Raw genomic sequence first — 24,094 nt, forward strand, 5'->3', positions numbered from 1 at the left:
TCAGAACCTGAAATACAGGAATGTAGAATATGTGGACCCGACCATATTTGCCACGCAGAAAATCAGCAGCACCACATGAAGCGCAGCCGACAGATAGATCATGTTTTTTCTGCCCCTGTATACCAGAGTGTCATGAAGCCTTGTCAGAAGCGGGCCGCAGCAGATCAACGCAAGGATCAGCAGAACCAGATTGCTCGTCAGGTAATAGGCACTGGCTCCATTTGCAAAACCGAGCCCGTCCGCTCCGAACATCTGTCCGAGATAGTGGAACGCCCCTCCGATCGACGGAGTGAAGAAAAAAATCCACCCAACGAAGGCAATCAGATCGGTCAGAAGAATTCGAAGCCACTTCGGGATCAGAAGCCGTTTCTGGCCGATCGCAAATTTTTCCAGAATGACAAAGAAGCCGTGGTAAATACCCCAGAAGAGGAAATTCAGAGTATTTCCATGCCAGAGTCCGGTCAGAATCCAGACAACCGCGAGATTGCGGAACTGTTTCTCACGGGAACAGCGGTTTCCTCCCATCGGAATATAGACGTAATCGCGAAACCAGGCGCCAAGCGATATATGCCATCTTCTCCAGAAATCCGTCACTCCGTCTGACAGATATGGATAATTGAAGTTCTTCTCTATCCGAAAGCCGAACATCCCTGCAAGGCCGATCGCCATATCGGAATATCCGCTGAAGTCAAAGTAAAGCTCCAGAGAATAGAAAATCATGCCCAGCCATGCCGTCAGGCCGGCCATCTGACTCAGACTGCTGATCTGATGAAAAGCGGTGCTCAGATTGTCAGCAATCAGCACCTTCTTAAACAGGCCGATGATAAACAGATGCATACCGGATGTAAAATATCTGTTTTTTGCCGTTTTCTGCACAAGCTGTTCCCGGAAATCCTTGTACTGCATAATCGGACCAGAGATGAGCTTAGGGAAGAACAGGATATAAAGCATCTCATTCAGGACGTTCCCGTCATCCTCTACCCTTCCGTAATAAATGTCGAAAACATACGAGAGCGCAGAAAAAGTATAGAAAGACATTCCCACGGGAAGAGCAAGCCTGCTGTACTTGAAAATGCCCAGTACCGCGACATCCACAACTACCGCGACAATGACAGTCACCTTACGCCGCAGCCCGTTCCCTGCATCCGCGGACAGCATTCGGATCTGCTGTCCAGAGATATAATTGAACAGCACCGATATCACGAGAACCAAAACGCTCGGAGCATCTCCCCACACATAAAACAGAACGCTGAAAATCAGAAGCGCTGCCTTGCGCCAGATACTTTTCTCTGCCGGTATCAGATGATATACAAGAAGCGAAACCGGCAGGAATAAGAAAATAAAACTTAGTGTGCTGAATGTCATATCACGGTCTCCCCCTTACAGAGCGTTCTCAAATTCCTGCCCGATCTCTCCCGCCTTATCCGCAGAAACAAACAGTGCGTAATTTCCCCGGATAGAAATGATGCTTTTCTCAAGCATGGCATATTGATACGTTCCGTAGCCGTTAAAATTGTTCATCTGTGTCTTTTTTCTGGACTCCATAGCGCTCCGCACCATTTCCTGATCGCCCGTATCCTTCAGCCTGACCAGGAGAATTTCCTCCGCTCCCATGTTTGTCTTTGGATAATAAAGCCGTATGCCGTCAAACCGGGCCGGATCCAGTCCGTACAGCCGGCGGATCATCTGGTTGGATCCCTCCTGCATCTTAGACATATCCGCATCCGCTGTCACCGCATCCCACACCGTATCAAAATCAGCCTTGCTGATCCGGTTTCCCGTAAAGCTGTGAACCAGAAATACAACGATCAATACCACAAGAATCCATTTGACAATTTCCAGAGCTGTCAGCCTTATACTTTTTGTCTTCATACCTATACTGAATCCCTTATCTTCTATACTGAATCCCTTATATGAATCCCATATCGGAATTTCCTGTCTGAATGCATTTTGTAAAGTCAGCTGAGCCGAGATCAGGGCTGTAAGAACCAGAACTACCTGCACCACAACCGTCTACGTTCCGCCAGGCTGTTTTTCCGGCTTCACGAAGAAGTACTGCTGCTTTTCCCCGAAGAAGAAGCTACATTCTCTGAAGACGCAGAGACGATACTCTCTGACGAAACCGCTGCATCGTCATCCGAGGAAGATACCACATCCTCCGATCCGTCTCCCTGCGCCTGCTGATCATCATAGACACTCAGCATCATCTGTGTCGCCCACAGCGGATAAAAATCCCGCTGGACATGAATTGAATCCGGATCATACAAATCCTGATGCTCACTCACCAGACCATCGACATCAACCCAGCCGAATCCTTTTTCCTTTACCATCTGGTGGACTGCGTCACTCCATTCCGGAATATTACCCCACGCTGGGGTAGAATCAATTGCGGGCTGTTGTGCCGGAATGGTGGAATTGACAAAAATGGACGTATTCGGCAGCTTCTTATGCAGCTCATCCAGTATCGAAGCGTAATCCTTTACATAGTCTTCCTTTGTGCTCCAGAGTCCGATAGAAATATCATTCAGGCCATAGCAGAGGAACAGATTCGCCGGGTTCAGCTGCACCAGCTCATCCTCATGATCTTTAATATTGGCAATGGTATTTCCGGCATCCGCCAGAACGCGGGACTGGGGAAGAAACTCAAAGGTGTAGAAGCCGACCGCTCTGGAATCCCCCATAATCACGGAATCTCCGAACAGACTCCACACATCGATGGTTCCATCCTCCAGCTTCTTCTGCATCTCGGCACGTTCCGCCTGCATTTTCGCCTTCTTCTGCTCGGTCAGAATCTGCTCCACCGTTTTCGGGTCCTTGCTTTCCTGCGCTTTCAGAAACGCCACTCCCTCTTTGATCTCTGCGGTTTTCTTACTGCGTCCACCGCCGGCTGCTGCCGCAATAATCGCAGCCACAATGCCGATGGCAATGACTGCCACAATCACAAAACGTCTGGAACGGAATCTCCCGTTTCCGCGTAAATTCATAACCTCTTCGTTCTCCTTCCCCTTCACGTTTACCCAAACAATAATTATATCGGAAATACTATCTAAAAATCGGATGAATATGTTTCAAATTCGTTAAGTTTTCGTAATATTTCGTATCTCAAGTTTCTGATACACAGATGTTTTTTATTATACCATATCCCCTGACATCTGCGGATTCTGATTTCCCCATCCTTCATAATTTCTAGCGTCATCGGTCCTTATTGATAAATTGCACAAGAAAGTGCATGTATTCTCGTCACTCTGACGAAGGTTCCGTCAATTCAATACCCAATACGACGAAACCTGCCCCAAATAATTGTTGACAATACCGTAGCAAAAAAAAAGCCTTTCACGTATACTACTGATCGTAAATAAAAACCGTTCACATTTTGTTGTCTCTCCGGACAGCGACAGACGTCTCGCAGAGTTTTCTCTGAACAGCAGCCGCGCACCGCAGAACAGCAATCCTTATTATCAGAAATTCAGAGATTCATTTTATTTAAGGAGGACAGGACAATGTCTAGTTTGAGTCTGGAGCACATCGGAAAAAAGTATCCCAACGGCTTTGAAGCTGTTAAGGATTTCAATCTTGATATCGCAGATAAGGAGTTCATCATTTTTGTAGGACCTTCTGGATGCGGAAAATCCACTACCCTTCGTATGATCGCCGGCCTTGAGGACATCACCTCCGGCACATTGAAAATCGGCGACAAGGTCATGAACGATGTAGATCCGAAGGACCGCGATATCGCCATGGTTTTCCAGAACTATGCTCTGTATCCGCATATGACCGTTTACGACAACATGGCTTTCGGACTTAAGCTTCGTAAGGTTCCGAAGGATGAGATCGACAAGAAGGTCAGAGACGCAGCCAAGATCCTTGATCTGGAGCATCTGCTGGACCGTAAGCCGAAGGCTCTGTCCGGTGGTCAGAGACAGCGTGTAGCCATGGGACGTGCTATCGTTCGTAATCCCCGTGTCTTCCTGATGGATGAGCCGCTCTCCAACCTGGATGCAAAGCTCCGTGTTCAGATGAGAACCGAGATTGCAAAGCTGCACGACAGACTGGGCGCAACCATCATCTATGTAACTCATGACCAGACCGAGGCTATGACCCTTGGTACCAGAATCGTTGTTATGAAGGAAGGCGTCGTTCAGCAGGTTGATACTCCTCAGGTTCTTTACGATGAGCCTTGCAATCTCTTTGTTGCCGGATTCATCGGTTCTCCGCAGATGAACTTCCTTGATGCAGTTGTCGAGGAGAAGGCCGGAACTATCCAGCTGAATTTCGCAGGTCAGAGATTTACTCTTCCGGAGAAGAAGGGCAAAGTCCTCAAGGAGAAAGGCTACGTAGGAAAGACCGTTGTTGCAGGTATCCGTCCTGAGCATCTGTCTGACGATCCGGAAGTCATCGCAAAGAATCCGGGTGAGGTATTCTCCGCAAAGATCAACGTATATGAGCTTCTCGGCGCGGAAGTATTCCTGTACTTCGATTATGACAACACAGCTATGACGGCTCGTGTAAATCCGAAGACACCGGCGAGAACAGGTTCTGAGGTTAAATTTGCGATCGACATGGAAAAGCTTCATGTATTCGACAAAGAGACCGAACTTGCCATCGTTCATTGATTCCATATTACTGATCAGAATATCTGACACAAGAGCACTCCGCAGAGGTGAATCTGCGGAGTGCTTTCTTTTGCAGCTGCAGCGATTTTTTCTGTCTGACATACCGTTCATCTACTTGATTCGAAAAAGTTATTATTCTAAAATAAACAGTATACAGAAGTCTTCCGGTCTCTGAAGCTCTGTGCGAAACCGGAGGCAATGAACAGGATTTGATAAACCGTCATAATAAAATTCAAGCGAATCTGAGAATAGAACGGATCATAGAATCTTCAATAAAATTTTAAATAGAATCACTTAAATAGAATCTCAAAGGATTGCATTTCACGAGAAGGGGTCTTTATGATTAACAGTAGAATTTTAAGCAAAGCCATACAGCAGCTTCAAGATATTACCGGAACCGAACTCACACTTTATGGCAAAAACGGAAGCAGAATCACCGGAGATACAGCTGCCGGTGAAGAGGAGGACACTTCCGTCCGTGAACTGATCCGTTCAGCCGCAGACAGCATGACAATCGGCGGCACCACCTACCTGAAGGTCTATGACGATGATATGCCCGTGTACTATCTTGCTGCGGCGGGAGGGCAGAGCCCGGAAATCACCGGCAGAATCGCGGTCAGCGAATTACAGAATCTTCTTTCTTTTTCGCATGAGCGGATGGATAGAAATCACTTCATACAGAATGTTCTTCTTGATAATCTGCTTGCCCCTGATATTCATTCCGAGGCAAAAAAGCTGAAAATCCGCGAAGATGTGAACCGGATTGTATATCTGACTGAGACAAGCGAGAAGGACACGGATCTTGCCCTCCAGACGCTGAAGGCCATGTACGCCTCCACCGGCAACGAATTCCTGACCATTGTCGATGCCACCCATATAGCAGTCGTTTCCGAAATCACAGGTCCGGATGACGCCGCAAAGACCGCACATACGCTCTCTGACATGCTGAACGCCGAGGCGATGATTCAGGTAAGGGTAGCCTACGGCCTTCCCACCAACCTCCTCGATCACCTGTCGCAGTCCTATAAGGAGGCACAGCTTGCTATCGATGTGGGACGAATCTTCTACCCGGATCTTCATGTGATCTCCTATGGCAATCTCGGCATCGGACGGCTGATCTTCCAGCTTCCTCACTCCCTCTGCGAGCTGTTTCTTCGCGAAACCTTTGATCATGATGTTTTTGCAGAGCTTGATGAAGAAACCCTGACAACAATCCGGCAGTTCTTTGACAATAACCTTAACATCTCGGAGACTGCGCGTCAGCTCTATATCCACCGCAACACCCTTGTGTACCGCATTGAAAAACTCCAGAAAACGACCGGCCTCGATATCCGTCGTTTTGATGAGGCGATGACCTTTAAAATTGCCATGATGGTCAATAACTATCTGAAGAATACGCAGAAATAACGCGAAAAAAAGCCAATAACCCGATCGAACACGAGGGGGTGATTTTCCCCCTCGTCATAGCGAGATAAAACACGCTGCGCGAGTTTTATCTCGCTATCGCGACGCTCGCCGCACACGAATACTTCGCATTCGGCTGCGGCTCACTGTTCGCGTAAAAAAACCGCCGCACTTTCGTTTACGCGAAACGTGCGGCGGCATTTTTCATTTATATCATCCCGTTATTCAGATTCCGGTGGACAGGATTACATCATGCCCATTCCCGGATTTCCGCCTGCCGGAGCAGCCGGAGCCGGCTCTTTAATTGTAGATACAGCAGCCTCAGTAGTAAGCAGAGACGATGCAACGGATGTAGCGTTCTGCAGAGCGCTTCTAGTAACCTTAGCCGGATCCAGGATACCTGCCTCGATCATATCTACATACTCTTCATTGTAAGCATCAAATCCAACGCCTACCTTGGACTCTCTTACCTTGTCGATGATCACTGCGCCCTCAAGTCCTGCGTTTGCAGCAATTGTTGCCAGAGGTGCTTCAAGTGCCTTCATGACAATCTTTGCGCCTGTCTTCTCATCGCCCTCAAGGGTATCAACAAACTTTGCCAGTTCCTTGGATGCGTGTACATAAGCAGAACCGCCTCCGGCGATAACGCCCTCTTCCACAGCTGCTCTTGTAGCGTTCAGAGCATCCTCCATGCGGAGCTTTGCTTCCTTCATCTCAGTCTCAGTAGCAGCACCGACACGAATAACCGCTACGCCGCCAGCCAGCTTTGCAAGCCTCTCCTGAAGCTTCTCGCGGTCGAAATCAGATTTTGTCTCGGCAATCTGAGCCTTAATCTGAGCAATACGGTTCTTGATTGCTTCCTTGTCGCCAGCGCCGTCGACAATAGTTGTGGTTTCCTTCTTAACCTGAACAGTTTTTGCCTTGCCGAGCATATCCATGGTAGCATCCTTGAGCTCGATGCCGAGGTCAGAGGAGATAACCTGTCCGCCGGTCAGGATTGCGATATCCTGAAGCATCTCTTTTCTTCTGTCGCCATAGCCCGGTGCCTTCACCGCACATACCTTGAAGGTTCCACGGAGCTTGTTGACAATCAATGTGGACAGCGCCTCGCCCTCAACATCCTCAGCGATGATCAGAAGGCTTGCGCTGGACTGAACGATTTTCTCAAGAAGCGGAAGGATATCCTGAATGTTGCCGATCTTCTTGTCTGTGATCAGGATATACGGGCTGTCCAGATCTGCCTCCATTTTCTCCATGTCTGTTGCAAGATATGCGGAAACATATCCTCTGTCGAACTGCATACCTTTTACAAGGTCAAGCTCTGTCTGCATTGTCTTGGATTCCTCGATGGTGATAACGCCGTCATTTGTTACGGACTCCATCGCATCTGCAACCATATTGCCAACGGCTTCATCTCCGGATGAAACAGCGGCTACTCTCGCAATCTGCTTTTTGCTGGTAACCTTCTCGCTCATCTCCTTGATCAGGTCTACCGTCTTGTCTGTAGCCTTCTTCATGCCTTTTCTGAGAACGATCGGGTTAGCGCCTGCAGCCAGGTTCTTCATTCCCTCATTTACCATTGCCTGCGCAAGTACGGTAGCGGTTGTGGTACCATCTCCGGCGACATCATTTGTCTTGGACGCAACCTCACGAATAAGCTGAGCGCCCATGTTTTCAAAACCATCCTCAAGCTCGATTTCCTTAGCGATCGTAACGCCATCATTTGTAATGGTCGGTGCGCCATAGGACTTATCCAGAACAACATTACGTCCCTTCGGTCCCAGAGTCACCTTAACTGTATTTGCAAGCTTATCTACGCCAGCCTGAAGAGCGGTTCTGGCATCTGCGCCGTATTTAATTTCCTTAGCCATTGTATATTCCTCCTGTATATTTCTGTTCTCTATCTGTCTGTCCAGTATTTTTAATTTCCTGTTTCCGACAGACACCCATTCAAGTATAATTCCACATCATTATCTGTTTCACAGCCGATTTTCGTATCCGTCGTCAGTCATCCGATAACCGGCTGTCATCTCAGACTTCAGTATTCCTAATAACCGGCTGTCGTCTCAGACTTCAGTATTCCTGATGATCGGTTTCTGTATTAATCCTCAATAATCGCGAGAATATCTTCCTGCTTTGATACGATATATTCCTCGCCGTCAGCCTTAAAATGAGTTCCTGCATACTGAGCAAAAATAACCTTGTCGCCCGGCTTTACTTCCATCTTTACTTTATCGGTTCCTGGTCCTACCGCAATTACAGTTGCCTCCTGCGGCTTCTCCTGCGCTGCAGATGTAAGAATAATACCGGATTTTGTCTTCTCCTCTGCTTCAACCTGTTTCAGTACAACTCTGTCACCAAGTGGAACTAACTTCATAATCTTCAGCCTCCTTATATGGATTTCAATCTTTCACTAATTCTTATGTTTATTAGCACTCATTACCTTTGAGTGCTACTCAACGATATTAATAATAGTTTCAAAAGCTCTATTTCGCAAATCGGTTTTATAACACTGTATCTCGTTATTGCTCGTTATTTCTTCATATTTCTCCTATTTTCTCACTAATTTACTGTTTTTTATTTCAAATCCGATTTCAACAAAAAACGATCCGGTCTGCTTCCCGATTTCAGCGAAACAGGATCCGGTCTGCTTCCTGATCTTAGCGAAACAGGATCCGGTCTGCTTCCTGATCTCAGCGAAACAGAACCCGGTTTGTTTCCTCACCAAAATCATTCTTGCACGAAAAATACCGCGGCTCTGTATGCCGCGGTATTTTTCGTGTATTCTTTCATTATGTAATGAGGCCTGTTTCGTGAGAGTTCCTGTTCCGTCCGATTATATCTAGTAAAGTCCATTTCCAGCTGCTATTCCCGAATATGTCCCGCCTCTTCACGCCGTATGCAGACTTCCGTCTCTCCGGCAGACGAATCAATCAGGCCTTGGCCTTTTTGGCGTTTTCCTGCGTTCTCTTTTCTTTAATCTCAGCCAGTTCGTCGAATATATAATCGTTCAGCACCTTGATGTAGGTGCCTTTCATTCCGCTTGATCTTGATTCAATGACGCCGGCGCTCTCAAATTTACGAAGCGCGTTGACAATAACAGATCGTGTGATTCCGACGCGGTCCGCGATTTTGCTTGCGACAAGGATTCCCTCTGTGCCATCGAGTTCATCAAAGATATGGATAATCGCCTCCAGTTCAGAGAAGGACAGTGTGCTGAACGCAGATTTCACCACCTGGATCTTGCGATTCTCCTCTACATTTTCCTCATTTACAGAACGCATCATCTCGAGCCCGACGACTGTAGTCCCATACTCACTGACAATGATGTCATCGATATCATACTGCGGTTTATACCGGTACATGAAGACCGTTCCGAGTCTCTCACCGGCAATCTCAATCGGGTTAATAATTGCGGTATAGTTCTCGTACTTCTCGCCCTCGAAGCCGAGGGTATTCAGATTGACATTTTCCTGCGTAGAAAGGACATTCAGAAAACGGTCATTCAATAAAGGATCCACGTGCGTTCCAACCTCATCTGTGATCAGCTCGCTGATCTCATCAACGCCGCTGCAGGTTGACACTCCGAGGACCTTTCCCTTCCGGCTGATGACGAGAATATTAGACTGGAGGCAGTCCACCAGCACATCGCAGATGTCATTGAAGACAACCTTCGTTGAATTGTTGTTGTGAAGCAGTTTGTTGATCTTTCTTGTTTTGTCAAGCAGCTGTACGCTCATTACAATCTCCTTTCGTACGATGAGAAGTTTCCATACCAATATCGACAACATATATAATACAGACACAAATCATTCAGCAGATGTTGTTTCGTCGGGATAAAACCAAAAAAGAATTGAACATATAAATAGAATCTACTATTCAACTAGAAGAATAGTAGCACAGCTTTTTTCTGAAATCAATAACAACTCATATATTTTGTCGAAATGTTCGACCATTTTTGTATAGATTCACAAGAATGCTTTTCGGAAAATTACGAAACATGTACTAAAACACCAAGGCATTCCCTTGAAATATATATATTTATTCATCGAAACTTCGATTCCGCATCCTGTGTCTGCAAAAATTCTCATAAAAAAGATTACGAAAACAGGCGAAAAAAACTGTCCTCTCTGCAAAGATATCTGACAATCCGCGTCAGAATCCAGTCACAGGAGGACAGAATCACTTAATCATTCACTAAAATCGGTGTTTCACCGCTATATCCTTCGTTTGCTTTCCTTCCGGCTCAGTCAGTTCCACTCAATCCTTACAGATCAGTCATTCTGACTCCGTCATTTCAAAGGCTTGCCGCAGCAGACACAGCCTCCTCAGGCTTTCCCGACGCCGCCTTCGCGGTATCCGGATCCTCCTGCTTTGGCCTCGGCATGACGTATCCGCATTCCTTGTCTGCGCACACAAGCCGGCTTCCCTTTTCGAGCATATAGCCGCCACATTTCGGGCAGCGGATATTCGATGGCTTCTGCCATGTCATGAAGTCGCAGTCCGGATTATGCTCGCATCCGTAATAGATCCGGCCCTTTCTGGTCTTCTTCAGGAGAACCTCTCCGCCGCATTTCGGGCACTTCACACCGATCTTCTCCAGATACGGTTTTGTATTGCGGCATTCAGGAAAACCGGGACAGGCAAGGAACTTACCGTGCGGGCCATATTTGATCACCATGTGCCGTCCGCAGTTCTCGCAGATGACATCGGTTACTTCATCCTCAATCTTCACCTTCTCCAGTTCTTTATCAGCCTTCTGCACAGCGGCATCCAGATCCGGCCAGAAGTTGCGCACAACCGTTTTCCACTCAATCGTGCCATCTCCGATTGCGTCCAGGAGCTGTTCCATGTTGGCGGTAAAATCCACATTCACGATGCCCGGAAACGCCTCCTTCATCAGATCATTTACCGCTGTTCCCAGCTCTGTGATGTAAAGGTTCTTCTTCTCACGTGTCACATAATGGCGTGCAATGATTGTTGTGATGGTGGGAGCGTAGGTACTCGGCCGTCCGATTCCAAGCTCCTCCAGCGTCTTGACGAGAGAAGCCTCGGTATAGTGAGCCGGGGGCTGCGTAAAATGCTGTTCCCTGTCGAAATTGATCAGAGAGAGCGTGCTCTCCTTCGTAATTCCGCTCAGATGATCATTCTCAAGCTTTTTGTCATCGTCCTGTGTGTACACCGTCATGAATCCGGCGAATTTAATCCTTGACGAGGACGCGTGAAATACATACTTTCCACCGGTTATTTTCACCGTGTTCGTCTCGTAACGGGCAGAAGCCATCCGGCTTGCCGCAAATCTCCGCCAGATCAGCTGGTAGAGACGGAACTGATCCCTGGAAAGGAACTCCTTCACAGACGATGGCGTCCTCGTGATATCCGTCGGTCGTATTGCCTCGTGCGCATCCTGTGCGTGCTTGTTCTTGTTCTCCGTCGTGCTTCCGTCCGACAGGAACTGTTCCCCGTACTGCTCCCGGATATATTCTCTCGCCGCCTGATCCGCTTCTGTCGAGATACGGGTGGAATCGGTACGCAGATACGAGATCAATCCCACCGTACCGCCCTTTTTCAGATCGATTCCCTCGTACAGCTGCTGGGCGATCTGCATCGTCTTGTAAGTGGACATGTTCAAGGTCTTTGAGGCTTCCTGCTGAAGCGTACTCGTCGTAAAGGGCAGCGGTGCCTTCCGGCTTCTCTCAGAGGTCTTCAGCTCACTGACATGATAATCCGCATCCTTCAGACTATCCAGAATTCCCTGAAGCTGTTCCTCAGAGGATATCTCAATCTTTCCCTGCTGGTCTCCATAAAAATGAGCAGTCAGAGGTTTCTTCTCTCCGCTGACCTTGAAATCCGCATCCAGCGTCCAATACTCCTTCGGGATAAATGCGTTGATCTCCTCCTCACGGTCTGCTATGATCCGCAGCGCGACAGACTGCACACGGCCGGCAGACAGTCCCCGCTTGATTTTCTTCCAGAGCAGCGGACTGATCTCATATCCTACCATACGGTCAAGGCACCGCCTCGCCTGCTGCTCATCCACGAGATTCATGTCGATATCCCTGGCATTCTTTAAAGAGGATTTGACTGCTGTTTTCGTTATTTCATTAAAGGTAATCCGGCGCATCTTCTTCGGATCCAACCGAAGGGCCTTTGACAGATGCCATGAGATCGCTTCTCCTTCGCGGTCAGGGTCTGTCGCGAGGTAGACTTTATCTGCCTTGTCTGCCGCCTTGCGGAGGGAAGCAACCAGTTCTCCCTTGCCCCGGATCGTAATATATTTCGGTTCAAAGTCATGCTCCACGTCAATGCCAAGGCTGCTTTTCGGCAGATCCCTGACATGACCGTTCGATGCCAGGACATTATAATTCTTCCCGAGAAATTTTTTGACAGTCTTAACTTTCGTCGGTGACTCTACAATCACAAGATAATTTGGCACGTATACACCTCCATAAGCATTACCGGCGCTTTATGAGCGCTACGATTAGCACTATAACTCAAATAATTTGACCGTGCAAGCCCGAGTTGTCTTTCAGGTGTCTTTCATGCCTTGTAAATCGCTGTCAGAACGAACGGAATATGTCAGCCGCAGGCTGAACGAGATAAAACACGCTGCGCGAGTTTTATCTCGCTATCGCGACGCTCGCCGCACACGAATACTTCGCATTCGGCTGCGGCTCACTGTTCGCGTAAATATGCTGCGGACAGCTCCGTGTCGCCCGCTGAAAAATTCAGCTTCTGCTGTAATACCCCGCCGGAGCCTCATGCACATATCCGGAAAAGGTCAGCTGCACCAGTACTCTTGTCAGCTGCGAGAGCTCCATGCCGGTTCTCTCCTGCAGCGTATCCAGGCTCTGAGGATCATAGGAAAGCTTGCCGAATACCTTTTGAAAATCCTCTGCATCCTCGTACTTCTTTGACAGCCTGCGCGGTGCTTTTTCTTCTGCCGTTCCTCCTTCTCTCCGCCCGACACCATTTTCCTTTCCTTTCTTCTCTTCCTCTTTCTTCCCCCCTGTCATCCCCTCTTTCTTTCCGTCTTCCTGTCTGTCTTCCTTTCCATTTTCCTGTCTGCCTTTCTTTTCAACTCTCTCTTCTTCATTTCTGCCTGTATTCTTCTCTTCACGTGACCTTCTGCTGCCCGCAATTCCCAGTTCCTCCAGTATGACCTCCGGGTCCCATGCAATGCCGGCGCCCTGGGCGATCAGGCGGTTACAGCCACGGCTCAGCTCATCCAGGTTCCTCCCCGGAACCGCGTATATGGTTTTCCCCTGAGAAAGCGCATAATCCGCAGTAATCAACGAGCCACTGCGAAGCTTTGCTTCTACGACAAGAACCACATCGGCGAGCGCACTGATAATCCGGTTGCGAATCGGGAAATGCCAGGCTGCAGGACCATCACCCGGCTCAAACTCGGACATAATACCTCCACCCTCACGGATAATCCTTCTATATATATGGTAGCTTTCCTTCGGATAACACACATCTACACCGCAGCCCAGTACCGCAAACCCTTGTCCTCCCGCCTGCAGAGCGCCATGCAGCGCCCACGAATCCACGCCATATGCCATGCCGCTGATAATCTGTACACCTTCCGCGGCAAGCGCTTCGCCAAAGCGGATTGCCTCTGCCCTGCCGTACGGGCTGCACATCCTCGCCCCCACGATCGCGACCGTCTTCTTTCCGGGATCCGGAAAATTTCCGACAAGATACAGACCTGACGGCATCCTCGGATAATTACGCAGCTGCTCCGGATACTCCTGATCCTCACGCGCCACATATCTGATCTGTTCCAGAATCTCCGGATTCTGCTCCCTGCGGAATCTGGCGTTCATATTCTTCTGATCTGACTGCGTTTGCACGTTCCCCCGACTTGACTGTGTCGCCATTTTCCCGTGATCCGGCTGGCTCATCATTTTCTCGTCATCCGGCTGCCTCACCATTTTCTCACCGCCCGATACCATCCTCATCCTCCCTTCTGCCGTTTCGACGGCACCCTCATGCCCGGCATCTGATACGCTGAGGCGGAAGAAAAGCTGTCACTGCATCGCAGGCAGATTGCCTCGCTGATATGAGCATCATTGATCCGGTCGGTTCCCTCGAGATCCGCGATTGTCCGCGCCACCTTGATGACATGATGATACCCTCTTGCCGAAAGTCCCAGTTTGTCAAAGGCCAGTCGTACTGTCAATTCCGCCTCATCCGTCATCTCACAGTGTTTTGCGATAGAGGACGCCGTCAGTTCACTGTTAAACGTCACTCCCGTTCCCCGATAACGTTCCTTCTGAATTTCGATCGCACGCATCACCTTTTTCCTCATACTGGAAGAGGAAACCTCGAAATCTCCCTTTTCCGTAAGCGACTCGTAACTGACAGCCTGCACATCGCATTTCAGATCGATACGGTCCATGAAGGCCTTGCTCAGTTTTTTCTGATAATCCAGGACATCTCTGTGGGTACAGATACAGCGGTTCATATCCGGGAAATACCCGCAGGGGCACGGATTCGCCGCGGCTACGAGCAGAAAGGATGCCGGATATACACAGGTGCCTCCCAACCTGGAGATCGTGATCTCGCGGCTCTCAAGCGGCTGCCGCAGCATCTCCAGTGTGGCAGGCATCATCTCCGGAATCTCATCCAGAAACAGGACTCCTCGGTGAGCGAGTGTTACCTCGCCGGGATGCGGGTAAAATCCTCCACCGCAAAGCGCAGTCGGCGTAATCGTGTGATGCGGTGCCCGAAACGGTCTTCTGCGAATCATCGAGACCCCGCGCGGCATCAGACCGACCACACTGTAGATCTTGGAAACCTCCAGGCTTTCCTCCTCTGACAGCGGCGGAAGAATGGTAGGTATCCGCTCCGCCGTCATGGATTTCCCGGATCCGGGCGGCCCTGACAGAAACAGGTTATGAAAACCCGCCGCTGCGATCAAGGCAGCGCGCTTGACCGTCTTCTGTCCGTGAATATCACTGAAATCAATCGTGTATTCCTCGTCTTCCGGAACACGATTTCCCGGAAACGATGACGGAGCTCTTCCATGACTGAAGGCAATCAGTTCCGAAATGTTTCTCACGCCTACAATCCGGATACCATCTACAGCACTACCCTCCGCGGCATTTTCTGTCGGAACGATACACAGCTCACATCCGTTTTCCTTTGCGGCGATCACACTGGGCAGAACTCCTGGTATTTTCTCAATTGTCCCGTCCAGATGAAGTTCCCCGAGCACCATCGCCTTTCGGAACGCTCCCTTCTCAATATATCCCAATGCCTCCAGAACCGCGGCGGCGATCGGCAGATCAAACCTGGTCCCGTCTTTTCTGATGTCTCCCGGCGCCAGATTGATCGTTATCCTCTTCGGAGCAAGCACTATACCGATATTGCGGAATGCGGTCCGAACCCGTTCCTGTGCCTCTCTGACCTGAGAAGAGACGCTGCCGACAATCGCGAAATAAGGCATCCCCTCGCTCACATCCGCCTCTACCGTCACGGGAACAGCCTCCACGCCGGAAATTGCAGATGATACTATGCTGCAAAACATACAAATTCCTCCTCTCCGCAGGCCTGTATCTGACAGGCATTGCCGAAAAATGCAGCAACCGGACGAATCGGACCTGCAAGATAAATACGAAGCCCGGTAAAAACACTCCCCGTTTGCGACAAAATGAACGGTATTACAGATACCGGGCAACACTGTTTAATTAAAATAAAAATGGAATAGAATAGAATGAAATGATGTAAGTGTTCTTTTTTCAGAAGCAGGATAAAAATCGAAGAATAGTCAAAAAAGGATCGAAGAATCCGAGAATCAAAGATAAAACAAGAGAAAATAATAGGAAAGGACTCAAGCACAAGGGTTCAATCACAGAACCGATGACGACGGGCAAGATCCGTCAGAAAGAATTGTTATATATATATAAATAGCACAAAACCCGCCTGCTGTAAATCGTTAACTTGGGAGCGGACAATAATGTCATTAACTCGGGAACGAACAATATTGTCCGCTCCGCAGTTTATGGTTCCATGTTCTGTATCCCGTTACGGGCTTTCCGCAGTAAGGCTTTGTCCTGATTCCGTGAACACCAATGCTGGAACACATGTCGTTGCCATCCGTCGCGGTCGGAAGATCCGAGCTTTTTCTGATTCCGTGAACAGCAGTGCCGCAACACGGCATTTGCTGTTCACATGCAGCAGATCACTCTGCTTCTTTCTTCATGCGAAGGATATCGTTGACATCCGCTTTCTGCCCGAGGTCAACGTGCAGTTCCTGCTGCGGATGCGGCGCCGAGTCCATGGACTCGCCGTTTTCGTTATAAATTGCCCGAACAGTCACCTCTACATTCCGGCCGTCCGGCTTCATAATCTCAATCCTGTCTCCGGTCCGGAATTTGTTCTTCTGTCCGATCACAGCATATCCATTTTCATCCGTCGCGGATACGACACCCAGATACGTGTAGTTTGTGATATAGGTGTTGCTGTCATAGATCTGGTCCTCTTCGGACGGTTTTCCGTAGAAGAAGCCGGTCGTGAACCTGCGGAACGTGCAGTCCGCGATCTGCTCCTGATACCAGGGGAGATTTTTCTCATAGAGCGCGGGATCCCTGGCATAGTCGTCGATTGCCTTGCGATAGGTGCGGGCAACCGTCGCGACATAGAGGGCTGTTTTCATTCTTCCCTCGATCTTGAAGCTGTCAATACCGGCAGTCATCAGATCCGGGATATGTTCAATCATACACAGATCCTTTGAATTGAAAATGTACGTGCCGCGCTCATTTTCCTCGATCGGAAGATACTCTCCCGGCCGGCTCTCCTCCATGACCGCATATTTCCACCGGCAAGGATGGGTACATGCTCCTCTGTTCGCGTCTCTGCCCGTAAAATAATTCGACAGAAGGCATCTTCCCGAATACGATATGCACATTGCTCCGTGAATGAAGGTCTCAATCTCCATGTCCTTCGGAATCTGTCTGCGCATCTCGCGGATCTCCTCCAGGGACAGTTCACGGGCAGTTACCACTCGTTTTGCCCCCTGCCGGTACCAGAACCTGGCAGATGCCCAGTTGGTATTGTTTGCCTGTGTGCTGATATGCCGCTCGATCCCTGGGCACTCTTCTCCCGCGATATCGAAAATACCCGGGTCCGCGATGATCAGCGCATCCGGCTGAAGCTCGTTGAGCTCGCGCAGATACAGACGGACGCCCTCCAGATCATCGTTGTGTGCCAGAATATTCACCGTCACATGTACACGAACTCCGTGTCTGTGCGCGTAACGGATTCCTTCCGCCATATCCTCGTGATTGAAATTTTTTGCCTTGGCCCGAAGTCCATAGACATCTCCGCCGATATAAACCGCATCCGCGCCAAAAGCAACCGCTACCTTCAGCACCTCGAGACAGCTCGCCGGGATCAGAAGCTCCGGCTTTCCGTTTGCAAGCATAAATAATCTCTCCTGTCTTTGATCTCTGACACAAGCCCTGTCCGCAAGAGAAAAATCTCCCGTGCGGACCTGTCAGGCGAAATCCGCCGCCGTGTCAGTTTAAATTTCCTCCGGCTGCTTCATGACGGAGATGGAGATACCATCTCCGAGCGGGACGATACTCGTCTCCAGACTCCTGTCATCTTTCAGAGCCCGGAGATAATCTCTCATCCGCTTATAAATCGTTCGCTTTCTCCGCTCCACAATATAATGAGACTCGATAATATCTCCCTCCTGGAGAACGTTATCCGAAATCAGAACGCTTCCCGGACGCATCAGCCGGAGCACTTCCGGGAGGAAATGAATATACTGTCCCTTAGCCGCATCCATGAAAATGAAATCATACGGCCCCGCAAGCGTCTTCAGGACATCTGCCGCATCTCCCTCCAGAAGAGTAATCCGGTCCTCATATCCCGATTTTCGAAAATTCTCGCGCGCGACAGGGATCCTCTTCTCATAGTTCTCAATCGTTGTGATCCTGCTAGATTCCGGCCCGCAGGCGGCCATCAGGATCGTAGAGAAACCGATCGCAGTGCCGACCTCAAGGATCCTCTGAGGCCGCTGAATCCGGAGAAATACTTTCAGGAAGCTCTGCATCTCCCGGCGGATAATCGGGACATTATCCTCTGCCGCCGTCTCCCGGAGTTCTTCCAGAAAAGGGGTAAGCCCATGATCCAGAGAATTGATGAAGGTTATCATCCGTTCATCTACAATCATTCTGTCACCTCCCACAAAAGGGCCGCCGCACGAACTTTTCGCTGTTTCCGAGCGTCTTTCGTGCAGCAGCCCTGTCTTATACCGATAAACCGCACGCCCGTCCGGCGCGAAACAGTCTTCAGTCTGCCTGTATGTATCATCCGGCAGCTGTCATACCATCATGACAGCAATGCTCAGCTCCGGTGTCTCTATGTCGGACTGCCGCGTTATGCGCCGATGCACCTTCTGTCCCCGGCGCCCATCATGGACCGCCTATGACACAGATATACACCGTTATTGCGCTGATGTTGATTCCACGCTGTCAGCCGAAACATTATCCGGAGTGTCAGAGTCCTCCTCCTGCGCAAGGACCGGGAACATATCATCCGCAGTCATGGACGTTCGAAGAGTGTATGTTCCGGGCAGGATCTCCCCGTGATAACCGGAAATCAATTCCTGAACCACAAATGCGTTTGCGCTCTCATTCAGAAGCCCGTTGGAAATCAGAAGCTTGCCGATCTGCCGCACCGACATATCATCTGTAATCGTTACGGTAACCGCCCGGCCGTCTCCGGAATCCACAGCCTTCTCATCAAAGATTTCATAGCCGAGCGAATAAGCCTGTTTCCCCAGATAGACCAGAATCATGATCAACGCGATAATGACAAGAATCCTGACAACACCCTTTATTCCACCCAGTGCAAGACGATATCCCAGGCTGTCATCCTTCTCTTCCCTTTTCCCTGCTGCCATTAAAAACTCCTTACCTTCCTGAATCGCCGTCCGGTTCACATGGGGACTTCTACATGGACTTCCCGGTTAATCGCGTTTATGACACGCTGAACCATTCTGCAGACAGCGCTCTCAGCATCCAGATAATCCGCTGCAATCTCATTGCGCAGGAGCGGCGAATACTCATTAAGCACATAATCCGTCTCGTCATAGAGATCTCTGCCTGAGGTCTGCATCTCGTAGACCTTACGCCTGTACTCGTTGATTTTCTGCCTGAGCTCAGGCATCTCCTTCAGCTGGTTCTCAAGATTCCGGTACCTGATAAAGTCCTCACTCTGTTCCAGAGCCTGAATGAGCTCCTCCGCCTTCTCCTTCACGCTGTCCATCTTATGCCTCCATAATGATCGGCAGTATCATCGGATTGCGCTGCGTACGCTTCCATACAAAACTTCCCAGTGAATCCTTGATTGCCGACTTCAGCTTTCCCCAGTCGGTGATGTGATGTTCCAGGCAGTCGTTCAGAGCGTCCTCAACGATCAGTCTTGCTTCATCCATCAGATCCTCAGACTCCCTTACATAGACAAAGCCTCTGGACACAATGTCCGGACCGGCAAGAAGCTGTCTGCCGTATTTCTCAAGGGTGAGAACGACAATCAGAATACCATCCTCGGACAGATGCTGTCTGTCCCGAAGGACAATATTTCCGACATCACCGACTCCGAGTCCGTCAACCATAATCTCGCCCGTCTCAACCTTACCGGTCACCCTGGCTGACTTCTGATCCAGCTCAAGCACATCTCCGGTTTTCATGACGAAGATATTTTCCTTCGGAATGCCCAGCTGAAGTGCCAGATTCTTCTGCGCTATCAGATGGCGGTACTCGCCGTGGACCGGAATTGCGTACTTCGGCTTAACCAGGGAGTAAATCAGCTTGATGTCCTCCTGGCAGGCATGTCCCGATACATGAACATCCTGGAAAATAACCTCCGCGCCTTTTTCATACAGCTCATTGATGACATTGGAGACCGCCTTCTCATTTCCGGGAATCGGATGAGAGGAGAATACAATCAGATCGCCGGGCTTAATTGTCACCTTCTTGTGGATGTCCGCCGCCATTCTCGACAGGGCTGCCATAGACTCTCCCTGGCTTCCGGTGGTGACAAGCACCATCTGACTGTCCGGATAATTTCTCATCTGATTGATATCGATGAGCGTATTCTGCGGCACATTCAGATATCCGAGTTCCTGTGCGATGGAGATGATATTCACCATGCTTCTGCCTTCTACAACGACCTTGCGGCCGAATTTGCAGGCGGAATTGATGATCTGCTGCACACGGTCAACATTTGAGGCGAATGTGGCAATGATCAGACGCTGATTCCGATGTTCGGAAAAAATCTGATCAAAGGTTCTGCCGACCGTACGCTCTGACATGGTATAGCCGGGCCGCTCCGCGTTTGTACTGTCACACATCAGCGCGAGAACGCCCTTCTTTCCGATCTCGGCAAAACGCTGCAGATCAATCGCATCACCAAATACCGGTGTATAATCCACCTTGAAATCGCCGGTATGCACGATCGTCCCGGCGGGGGAATAGATCGCAAGCGCCGCCGCGTCCTGAATACTGTGATTCGTCTTGATGAATTCAATCCGGAAATGTCCGAGATTGATCGACTGTCCGAAACGGATCGTCTTCATCTTCGTACTCTTAAGCATGTTGTGCTCTTCAAGCTTGTGGCTGATCAGACCGATCGTGAGCTTGGTCGCGTAAATCGGAACGTTAATCTCACGCAGCACATACGGAAGTGCACCGATGTGATCCTCATGACCGTGGGTGATCACAAACCCCTTCACCTTGCGGATATTCTGCTTTAAATAAGTAATATCCGGAATAACCAGATCAATTCCGAGCATATCGTCATCGGGGAAGGCCAGACCGCAGTCCACCACCACAATGCTGTCCTCGTATTCGAATGCAGTGATGTTCATGCCGATTTCTTCCAGACCGCCCAACGGAATGATCTTCAGCTTACTCGTATTTTCTTTTCCTTTCAAATTATACCTCCGTTCATTTTTTATTCACTCAAAAGACACGTCGTCCATCATCTGCTCGAAAATGCGTGCCACCGCCTCGTACTCCACATCATCTTCGACCATCACATACCGTGCTTCCGCCTCGCCGTCTTCCGAGAGATCCTTCATAATATAGGCGTTTGCCTCCTCGCCGTCAGAATCGGTCACGAGAAGATAATCCACGCCGCCTACCCGCGTTTCTTCCTCGACGAAAAACTCCTGCTTTTCTCCGTCTTCCGTTTCAAATAAAATTTTTTCCATAGAAATCCGATGCTTATCCTCTATCTGTTTCCGTTGTTTCCTCTCCGCCGCAGTTGTCGAGCCATTCCTGCAGAATGATGCCGGCAGCGATCTGATCGATCACCGCCTTACGGTTGTGCCTGCCCCGGACGTTCATCTCGTCAAGGATCTCATCCGCCGCCACGGTCGTAAGCCTTTCGTCCCACATGATCACCGGAAGTCCGGTTCTCCGGTGCACAAGCTCACCAAATTTCGTTGCCTTCTCAGCACGCTCTCCGGGTTCGTCATTCATATTCAGCGGAAGTCCGACCACAATCTTCTCCACCTGATATTCTCTGCAGATTTCTCCGATCCTGGCGAGCGTCTGCCGAAGCTTGCTTTCTCTGTGACGGACAATCGTCTCCACTGCCTGAGCTGTCAGACCGAGCGGGTCACTGACTGCCACGCCTACCGTTACAGACCCGTAATCCAGTCCCAGGATCCGCATTATCTGGTCTCTTTCCAGGACTCGTTCCGGATGTACTCCTTAAGAAGTTCCTCGACCAGCTCATCGCGCTCTACTTTCATAATCATGCTTCTGGCACCATTATGACTGGTGATGTAGGTCGGATCGCCTGACATGATATAGCCGACGATCTGATTCACGGGGTTGTATCCCTTCTCCTCCATTGCGTGATATACAAGATCCAGAACCTTTTTCACGGAAATCTCATTCTCTGTATTTACTCTGAAAAATTGTGTGTTGCCCAAATCTGTCATTCTTATTCACATCCTTACTTATTTCTGCAAAGAACCGCCCAACTGCATCCGGCGTCACAAGCTGTATAAGCTTCACACCTCCCGCACGCGTCCGAACACTCGTAATGATTCATTATAAACCAGATGTCCCGGATTGGCAACCCGGCAGCACATCTTTCCTGATTCCGGAAAGTCCGCCGTAAAAGCTCGCAGCAGATCCTGCTCACACCGCAAGCAGGTACTCCTCTGACACAAGCGCCTGCGGTGTAACCACCATCATCTGATTCGTAAGATCTCTGGTATCGGCGAGCAGTATCTTCTGATACTCTCTTCCATGACCTGTCCAGTATTTCCTGCCATCCAGCTCGACCTGCTCTTCAAACAGAACCTCCACCGGCATTCCAATATAATAATTCAGAAATTCCTTTCTGCGCCGGATGTCTGTCTCCCGAAGCACGGCCCCTCTCTGCTTTTTGACCGCCTCCGTGTTCTGTTCCTTCATCGCGGCCGCCCTGGTGCCCTCTCGGCGGGAGTATGGGAAAATATGTGTCTCAAAAAAATGTACCTCTGACACAAATCTGCGGGATTCCTCAAAATCCTCCTCTGTCTCCCCGGGGAAACCGGTAATAATATCTGTCGTAATCGCGGGATGCTCGTAATACTTTCTCAGAAGCCGGACTACTTCCATGAACTGTTCCGGGGTGTAATGACGGTTCATGTCCCGAAGCGTCCTGGCGCATCCACTCTGAAGGGAAAGGTGGAAATGCGGACAAACCTTGTGCAGCCCGCTCAGACTTCGGATTACATTCTCGCTCATCGAACCGGGTTCAAGGGATCCCAGACGGATTCTTTCAATTCCGCTGACATCGTGAATAGCGCGCAGAAGCGCAACCAGATCCTCTCCTTCTCCCATATCCCTTCCATAGGAGCACAGATGAATTCCCGTGACCACGATCTCCCGCACCCCGGAAGCCGCAAGCCTCACGACCTCTTCCCGCACATCCGGAATCTTGCGGCTCCGCACACGGCCTCTGGCATAGGGGATGATGCAGTAGCTGCAAAACTGATTGCAGCCGTCCTGCACTTTGATAAAGGCTCTGGTATGCTCCTCCGTGCGGTCGATCTGAAGGTTCTCATACATCCTGTCCACGGACCAGTCGCTGGTATCCAGCTGCTTTTCGCCGCTGCTTCTGAACTGCTCCAGTTCACGAATCAGATCTTCTTTGCGGTTGCTTCCAATGACGAGATCAATGGCAGGATCCTTCTCAAGTTCCTCCCCTCTGACCTGTGCGTAACATCCCACGGCCACCACGATTGCGTCCGGATTCATTTTCTTCGCCTTATGCAGCATCTGCCTCGATTTCCGGTCCGCAATATTGGTCACGGTACATGTATTGATCACATATACATCCGCGCCGGGTTCAAAGGGCACGATATCATATCCGGCCTTCTCCAGCATCTGCTGCATCGCCTCCAGCTCGTAGGCATTTACCTTGCACCCCAGATTATGAAGAGCCGCCTTTTTTCCTCTTGACACCTTGACTTTTCTCCTGTTTACCATTAAGATTATTTAAGCAAATGCTTAAGAAAACTACTGCAATTTCGATATAATAAGGGAGGATATTAAATGCAAACGGTACAGATTTCATTAAATTCAATCGATAAAGTAAAGAACTTTGTAAACGCCATTTCAAAGTTTGACTTTGACTTTGATCTTGTGTCCGGCAGATATGTCATCGACGCGAAGTCCATCATGGGTATCTTCAGCCTTGATCTTTCCAAACCGATTGATCTGAACATCCACACGGAAGGCTCCGAGCTTGAGTCTGTCATGGAGGTTCTTAAACCGTATCTGATCGAGCAGTAATCCTCTGCCCACTTCATCCGGCATATATCGGAAATGACGGGAACATCGGAAGATGCAGGAAGCGCAATCGCGCTCCCCTGCATCTTTTTTCGTGTATAAGTCCAGTCGCAATGTTCTTGGCCCACGGGGAGCTTGCTCACCAGTGGGCAAGAACATTAGCGACGACAACAGGTATGAGCATGGAGCGGTGCGAAGCACCGCGAGAATGCGAATGCCTGTTAGCGGCACGGAAGCTGCGAAGCAGCGAAGTGACGCGGGGAC

Annotated in this window: 21 protein-coding genes; 3 read left to right on the top strand and 18 right to left on the bottom strand. The window is 49.6% G+C overall.

Annotation, left to right across the window (positions count from 1 at the left end; genetic code table 11):
• The 3 genes from ACTNDI_RS05845 to ACTNDI_RS05855 form a co-directional block, all read right to left on the bottom strand.
• Positions 1–1,365 carry an MBOAT family O-acyltransferase gene (locus ACTNDI_RS05845; protein ID WP_441099836.1) on the bottom strand — a complete coding sequence of 455 codons (1,365 nt, stop codon included), beginning with the start codon at positions 1,363–1,365 and terminating at the stop codon, positions 1–3.
• A 15-nt stretch (positions 1,366–1,380) separates the two neighbouring features.
• Positions 1,381–1,872 carry a DUF4358 domain-containing protein gene (locus ACTNDI_RS05850; RefSeq protein WP_441099838.1) on the bottom strand — a complete coding sequence of 164 codons (492 nt, stop codon included), beginning with the start codon at positions 1,870–1,872 and terminating at the stop codon, positions 1,381–1,383.
• A gap of 170 nt (positions 1,873–2,042) precedes the next feature.
• On the bottom strand, positions 2,043–2,984 hold the full coding sequence (locus ACTNDI_RS05855; RefSeq protein WP_441099839.1) for a GDSL-type esterase/lipase family protein: 942 nt from the start codon (positions 2,982–2,984) through the stop codon (positions 2,043–2,045).
• Positions 2,985–3,500: 516 nt separating this feature from the next.
• Between ACTNDI_RS05855 and ACTNDI_RS05860 the strand changes: the two genes are divergently transcribed.
• Entirely contained in the window at positions 3,501–4,613 is a 1,113-nt protein-coding gene (locus tag ACTNDI_RS05860; protein WP_441099840.1) for an ABC transporter ATP-binding protein, read from the top strand.
• Positions 4,614–4,952: 339 nt separating this feature from the next.
• Complete coding sequence (locus tag ACTNDI_RS05865) at positions 4,953–6,020, top strand: PucR family transcriptional regulator (protein ID WP_441099841.1); 1,068 nt, start codon at positions 4,953–4,955, stop codon at positions 6,018–6,020.
• A 242-nt stretch (positions 6,021–6,262) separates the two neighbouring features.
• Here ACTNDI_RS05865 and groL read toward each other — a convergent pair whose 3' ends face one another.
• The 15 genes from groL to mtaB form a co-directional block, all read right to left on the bottom strand.
• Complete coding sequence (groL, locus tag ACTNDI_RS05870) at positions 6,263–7,888, bottom strand: chaperonin GroEL (protein WP_441099843.1); 1,626 nt, start codon at positions 7,886–7,888, stop codon at positions 6,263–6,265.
• Between the two features lie 230 nt (positions 7,889–8,118).
• A complete protein-coding gene (locus ACTNDI_RS05875; RefSeq protein WP_441099844.1) occupies positions 8,119–8,394 on the bottom strand; it encodes a co-chaperone GroES in 276 nt (91 codons plus the stop codon).
• A 556-nt stretch (positions 8,395–8,950) separates the two neighbouring features.
• Positions 8,951–9,757 (bottom strand): GTP-sensing pleiotropic transcriptional regulator CodY, encoded by an 807-nt coding sequence (gene codY / locus ACTNDI_RS05880; RefSeq protein ID WP_441099845.1) that lies wholly within the window; start codon positions 9,755–9,757, stop codon positions 8,951–8,953.
• A gap of 557 nt (positions 9,758–10,314) precedes the next feature.
• Complete coding sequence (topA, locus tag ACTNDI_RS05885) at positions 10,315–12,453, bottom strand: type I DNA topoisomerase (RefSeq protein WP_441099846.1); 2,139 nt, start codon at positions 12,451–12,453, stop codon at positions 10,315–10,317.
• 292 nt (positions 12,454–12,745) lie between these two features.
• Positions 12,746–13,981, bottom strand: a complete 1,236-nt coding sequence (gene dprA / locus ACTNDI_RS05890; protein ID WP_441099847.1) for a DNA-processing protein DprA — start codon at positions 13,979–13,981, stop codon at positions 12,746–12,748.
• Positions 13,978–15,552: a YifB family Mg chelatase-like AAA ATPase gene (locus tag ACTNDI_RS05895; RefSeq protein ID WP_441099849.1), complete on the bottom strand. Its 1,575-nt coding sequence runs from the start codon at positions 15,550–15,552 to the stop codon at positions 13,978–13,980. Before ACTNDI_RS05895 ends, dprA begins: the two co-directional genes overlap by 4 nt.
• 654 nt (positions 15,553–16,206) lie before the next feature.
• On the bottom strand, positions 16,207–17,448 hold the full coding sequence (locus ACTNDI_RS05900; protein ID WP_441099851.1) for a peptidase U32 family protein: 1,242 nt from the start codon (positions 17,446–17,448) through the stop codon (positions 16,207–16,209).
• Positions 17,449–17,547: 99 nt separating this feature from the next.
• Entirely contained in the window at positions 17,548–18,204 is a 657-nt protein-coding gene (locus ACTNDI_RS05905) for an O-methyltransferase (protein WP_441099853.1), read from the bottom strand.
• Between the two features lie 273 nt (positions 18,205–18,477).
• Positions 18,478–18,936 (bottom strand): endolytic transglycosylase MltG, encoded by a 459-nt coding sequence (locus ACTNDI_RS05910; protein WP_441099855.1) that lies wholly within the window; start codon positions 18,934–18,936, stop codon positions 18,478–18,480.
• Positions 18,937–18,971: 35 nt separating this feature from the next.
• Entirely contained in the window at positions 18,972–19,301 is a 330-nt protein-coding gene (locus tag ACTNDI_RS05915; RefSeq protein ID WP_441099856.1) for a YlbF family regulator, read from the bottom strand.
• Position 19,302: 1 nt separating this feature from the next.
• Positions 19,303–20,970: a ribonuclease J gene (locus ACTNDI_RS05920; RefSeq protein WP_441099858.1), complete on the bottom strand. Its 1,668-nt coding sequence runs from the start codon at positions 20,968–20,970 to the stop codon at positions 19,303–19,305.
• Positions 20,971–20,994: 24 nt separating this feature from the next.
• Complete coding sequence (locus ACTNDI_RS05925; protein ID WP_441099859.1) at positions 20,995–21,249, bottom strand: DUF1292 domain-containing protein; 255 nt, start codon at positions 21,247–21,249, stop codon at positions 20,995–20,997.
• 13 nt (positions 21,250–21,262) lie between these two features.
• Complete coding sequence (gene ruvX / locus ACTNDI_RS05930) at positions 21,263–21,715, bottom strand: Holliday junction resolvase RuvX (protein ID WP_441099861.1); 453 nt, start codon at positions 21,713–21,715, stop codon at positions 21,263–21,265.
• Positions 21,715–21,987: an IreB family regulatory phosphoprotein gene (locus tag ACTNDI_RS05935; protein WP_441099863.1), complete on the bottom strand. Its 273-nt coding sequence runs from the start codon at positions 21,985–21,987 to the stop codon at positions 21,715–21,717. Before ACTNDI_RS05935 ends, ruvX begins: the two co-directional genes overlap by 1 nt.
• 202 nt (positions 21,988–22,189) lie before the next feature.
• Positions 22,190–23,527 carry a tRNA (N(6)-L-threonylcarbamoyladenosine(37)-C(2))-methylthiotransferase MtaB gene (mtaB, locus tag ACTNDI_RS05940; protein WP_441099865.1) on the bottom strand — a complete coding sequence of 446 codons (1,338 nt, stop codon included), beginning with the start codon at positions 23,525–23,527 and terminating at the stop codon, positions 22,190–22,192.
• Positions 23,528–23,593: 66 nt separating this feature from the next.
• Here mtaB and ACTNDI_RS05945 point away from each other — a divergent pair, with 66 nt between their 5' ends.
• Entirely contained in the window at positions 23,594–23,833 is a 240-nt protein-coding gene (locus tag ACTNDI_RS05945; RefSeq protein ID WP_441099867.1) for an HPr family phosphocarrier protein, read from the top strand.
• Positions 23,834–24,094 lie beyond the last annotated feature (261 nt).

The organism is Bilifractor sp. HCP3S3_D3 (assembly GCF_052063915.1).
GTDB lineage: Bacteria > Bacillota > Clostridia > Lachnospirales > Lachnospiraceae > Bilifractor.

Bases quoted from the DNA above. Each gene is read 5' to 3' on its own strand.
- ACTNDI_RS05915 (WP_441099856.1), bottom strand. From the start codon at position 19,301: ATGGACAGCGTGAAGGAGAAGGCGGAGGAGCTCATTCAGGCTCTGGAA.
- ACTNDI_RS05850 (WP_441099838.1), bottom strand. From the start codon at position 1,872: ATGAAGACAAAAAGTATAAGGCTGACAGCTCTGGAAATTGTCAAATGG.
- ACTNDI_RS05935 (WP_441099863.1), bottom strand. From the start codon at position 21,987: ATGACAGATTTGGGCAACACACAATTTTTCAGAGTAAATACAGAGAAT.
- ACTNDI_RS05865 (WP_441099841.1), top strand. From the start codon at position 4,953: ATGATTAACAGTAGAATTTTAAGCAAAGCCATACAGCAGCTTCAAGAT.
- ACTNDI_RS05900 (WP_441099851.1), bottom strand. From the start codon at position 17,448: ATGCTTGCAAACGGAAAGCCGGAGCTTCTGATCCCGGCGAGCTGTCTC.
- ACTNDI_RS05875 (WP_441099844.1), bottom strand. From the start codon at position 8,394: ATGAAGTTAGTTCCACTTGGTGACAGAGTTGTACTGAAACAGGTTGAA.
- ACTNDI_RS05905 (WP_441099853.1), bottom strand. From the start codon at position 18,204: ATGATTGTAGATGAACGGATGATAACCTTCATCAATTCTCTGGATCAT.
- ACTNDI_RS05925 (WP_441099859.1), bottom strand. From the start codon at position 21,249: ATGGAAAAAATTTTATTTGAAACGGAAGACGGAGAAAAGCAGGAGTTT.
- codY (WP_441099845.1), bottom strand. From the start codon at position 9,757: ATGAGCGTACAGCTGCTTGACAAAACAAGAAAGATCAACAAACTGCTT.
- ACTNDI_RS05910 (WP_441099855.1), bottom strand. From the start codon at position 18,936: ATGGCAGCAGGGAAAAGGGAAGAGAAGGATGACAGCCTGGGATATCGT.
- ACTNDI_RS05860 (WP_441099840.1), top strand. From the start codon at position 3,501: ATGTCTAGTTTGAGTCTGGAGCACATCGGAAAAAAGTATCCCAACGGC.
- groL (WP_441099843.1), bottom strand. From the start codon at position 7,888: ATGGCTAAGGAAATTAAATACGGCGCAGATGCCAGAACCGCTCTTCAG.
- ACTNDI_RS05945 (WP_441099867.1), top strand. From the start codon at position 23,594: ATGCAAACGGTACAGATTTCATTAAATTCAATCGATAAAGTAAAGAAC.
- ACTNDI_RS05845 (WP_441099836.1), bottom strand. From the start codon at position 1,365: ATGACATTCAGCACACTAAGTTTTATTTTCTTATTCCTGCCGGTTTCG.
- ruvX (WP_441099861.1), bottom strand. From the start codon at position 21,715: ATGCGGATCCTGGGACTGGATTACGGGTCTGTAACGGTAGGCGTGGCA.
- ACTNDI_RS05895 (WP_441099849.1), bottom strand. From the start codon at position 15,552: ATGTTTTGCAGCATAGTATCATCTGCAATTTCCGGCGTGGAGGCTGTT.
- ACTNDI_RS05855 (WP_441099839.1), bottom strand. From the start codon at position 2,984: ATGAATTTACGCGGAAACGGGAGATTCCGTTCCAGACGTTTTGTGATT.
- mtaB (WP_441099865.1), bottom strand. From the start codon at position 23,527: ATGGTAAACAGGAGAAAAGTCAAGGTGTCAAGAGGAAAAAAGGCGGCT.
- dprA (WP_441099847.1), bottom strand. From the start codon at position 13,981: ATGAGGATGGTATCGGGCGGTGAGAAAATGGTGAGGCAGCCGGATGAC.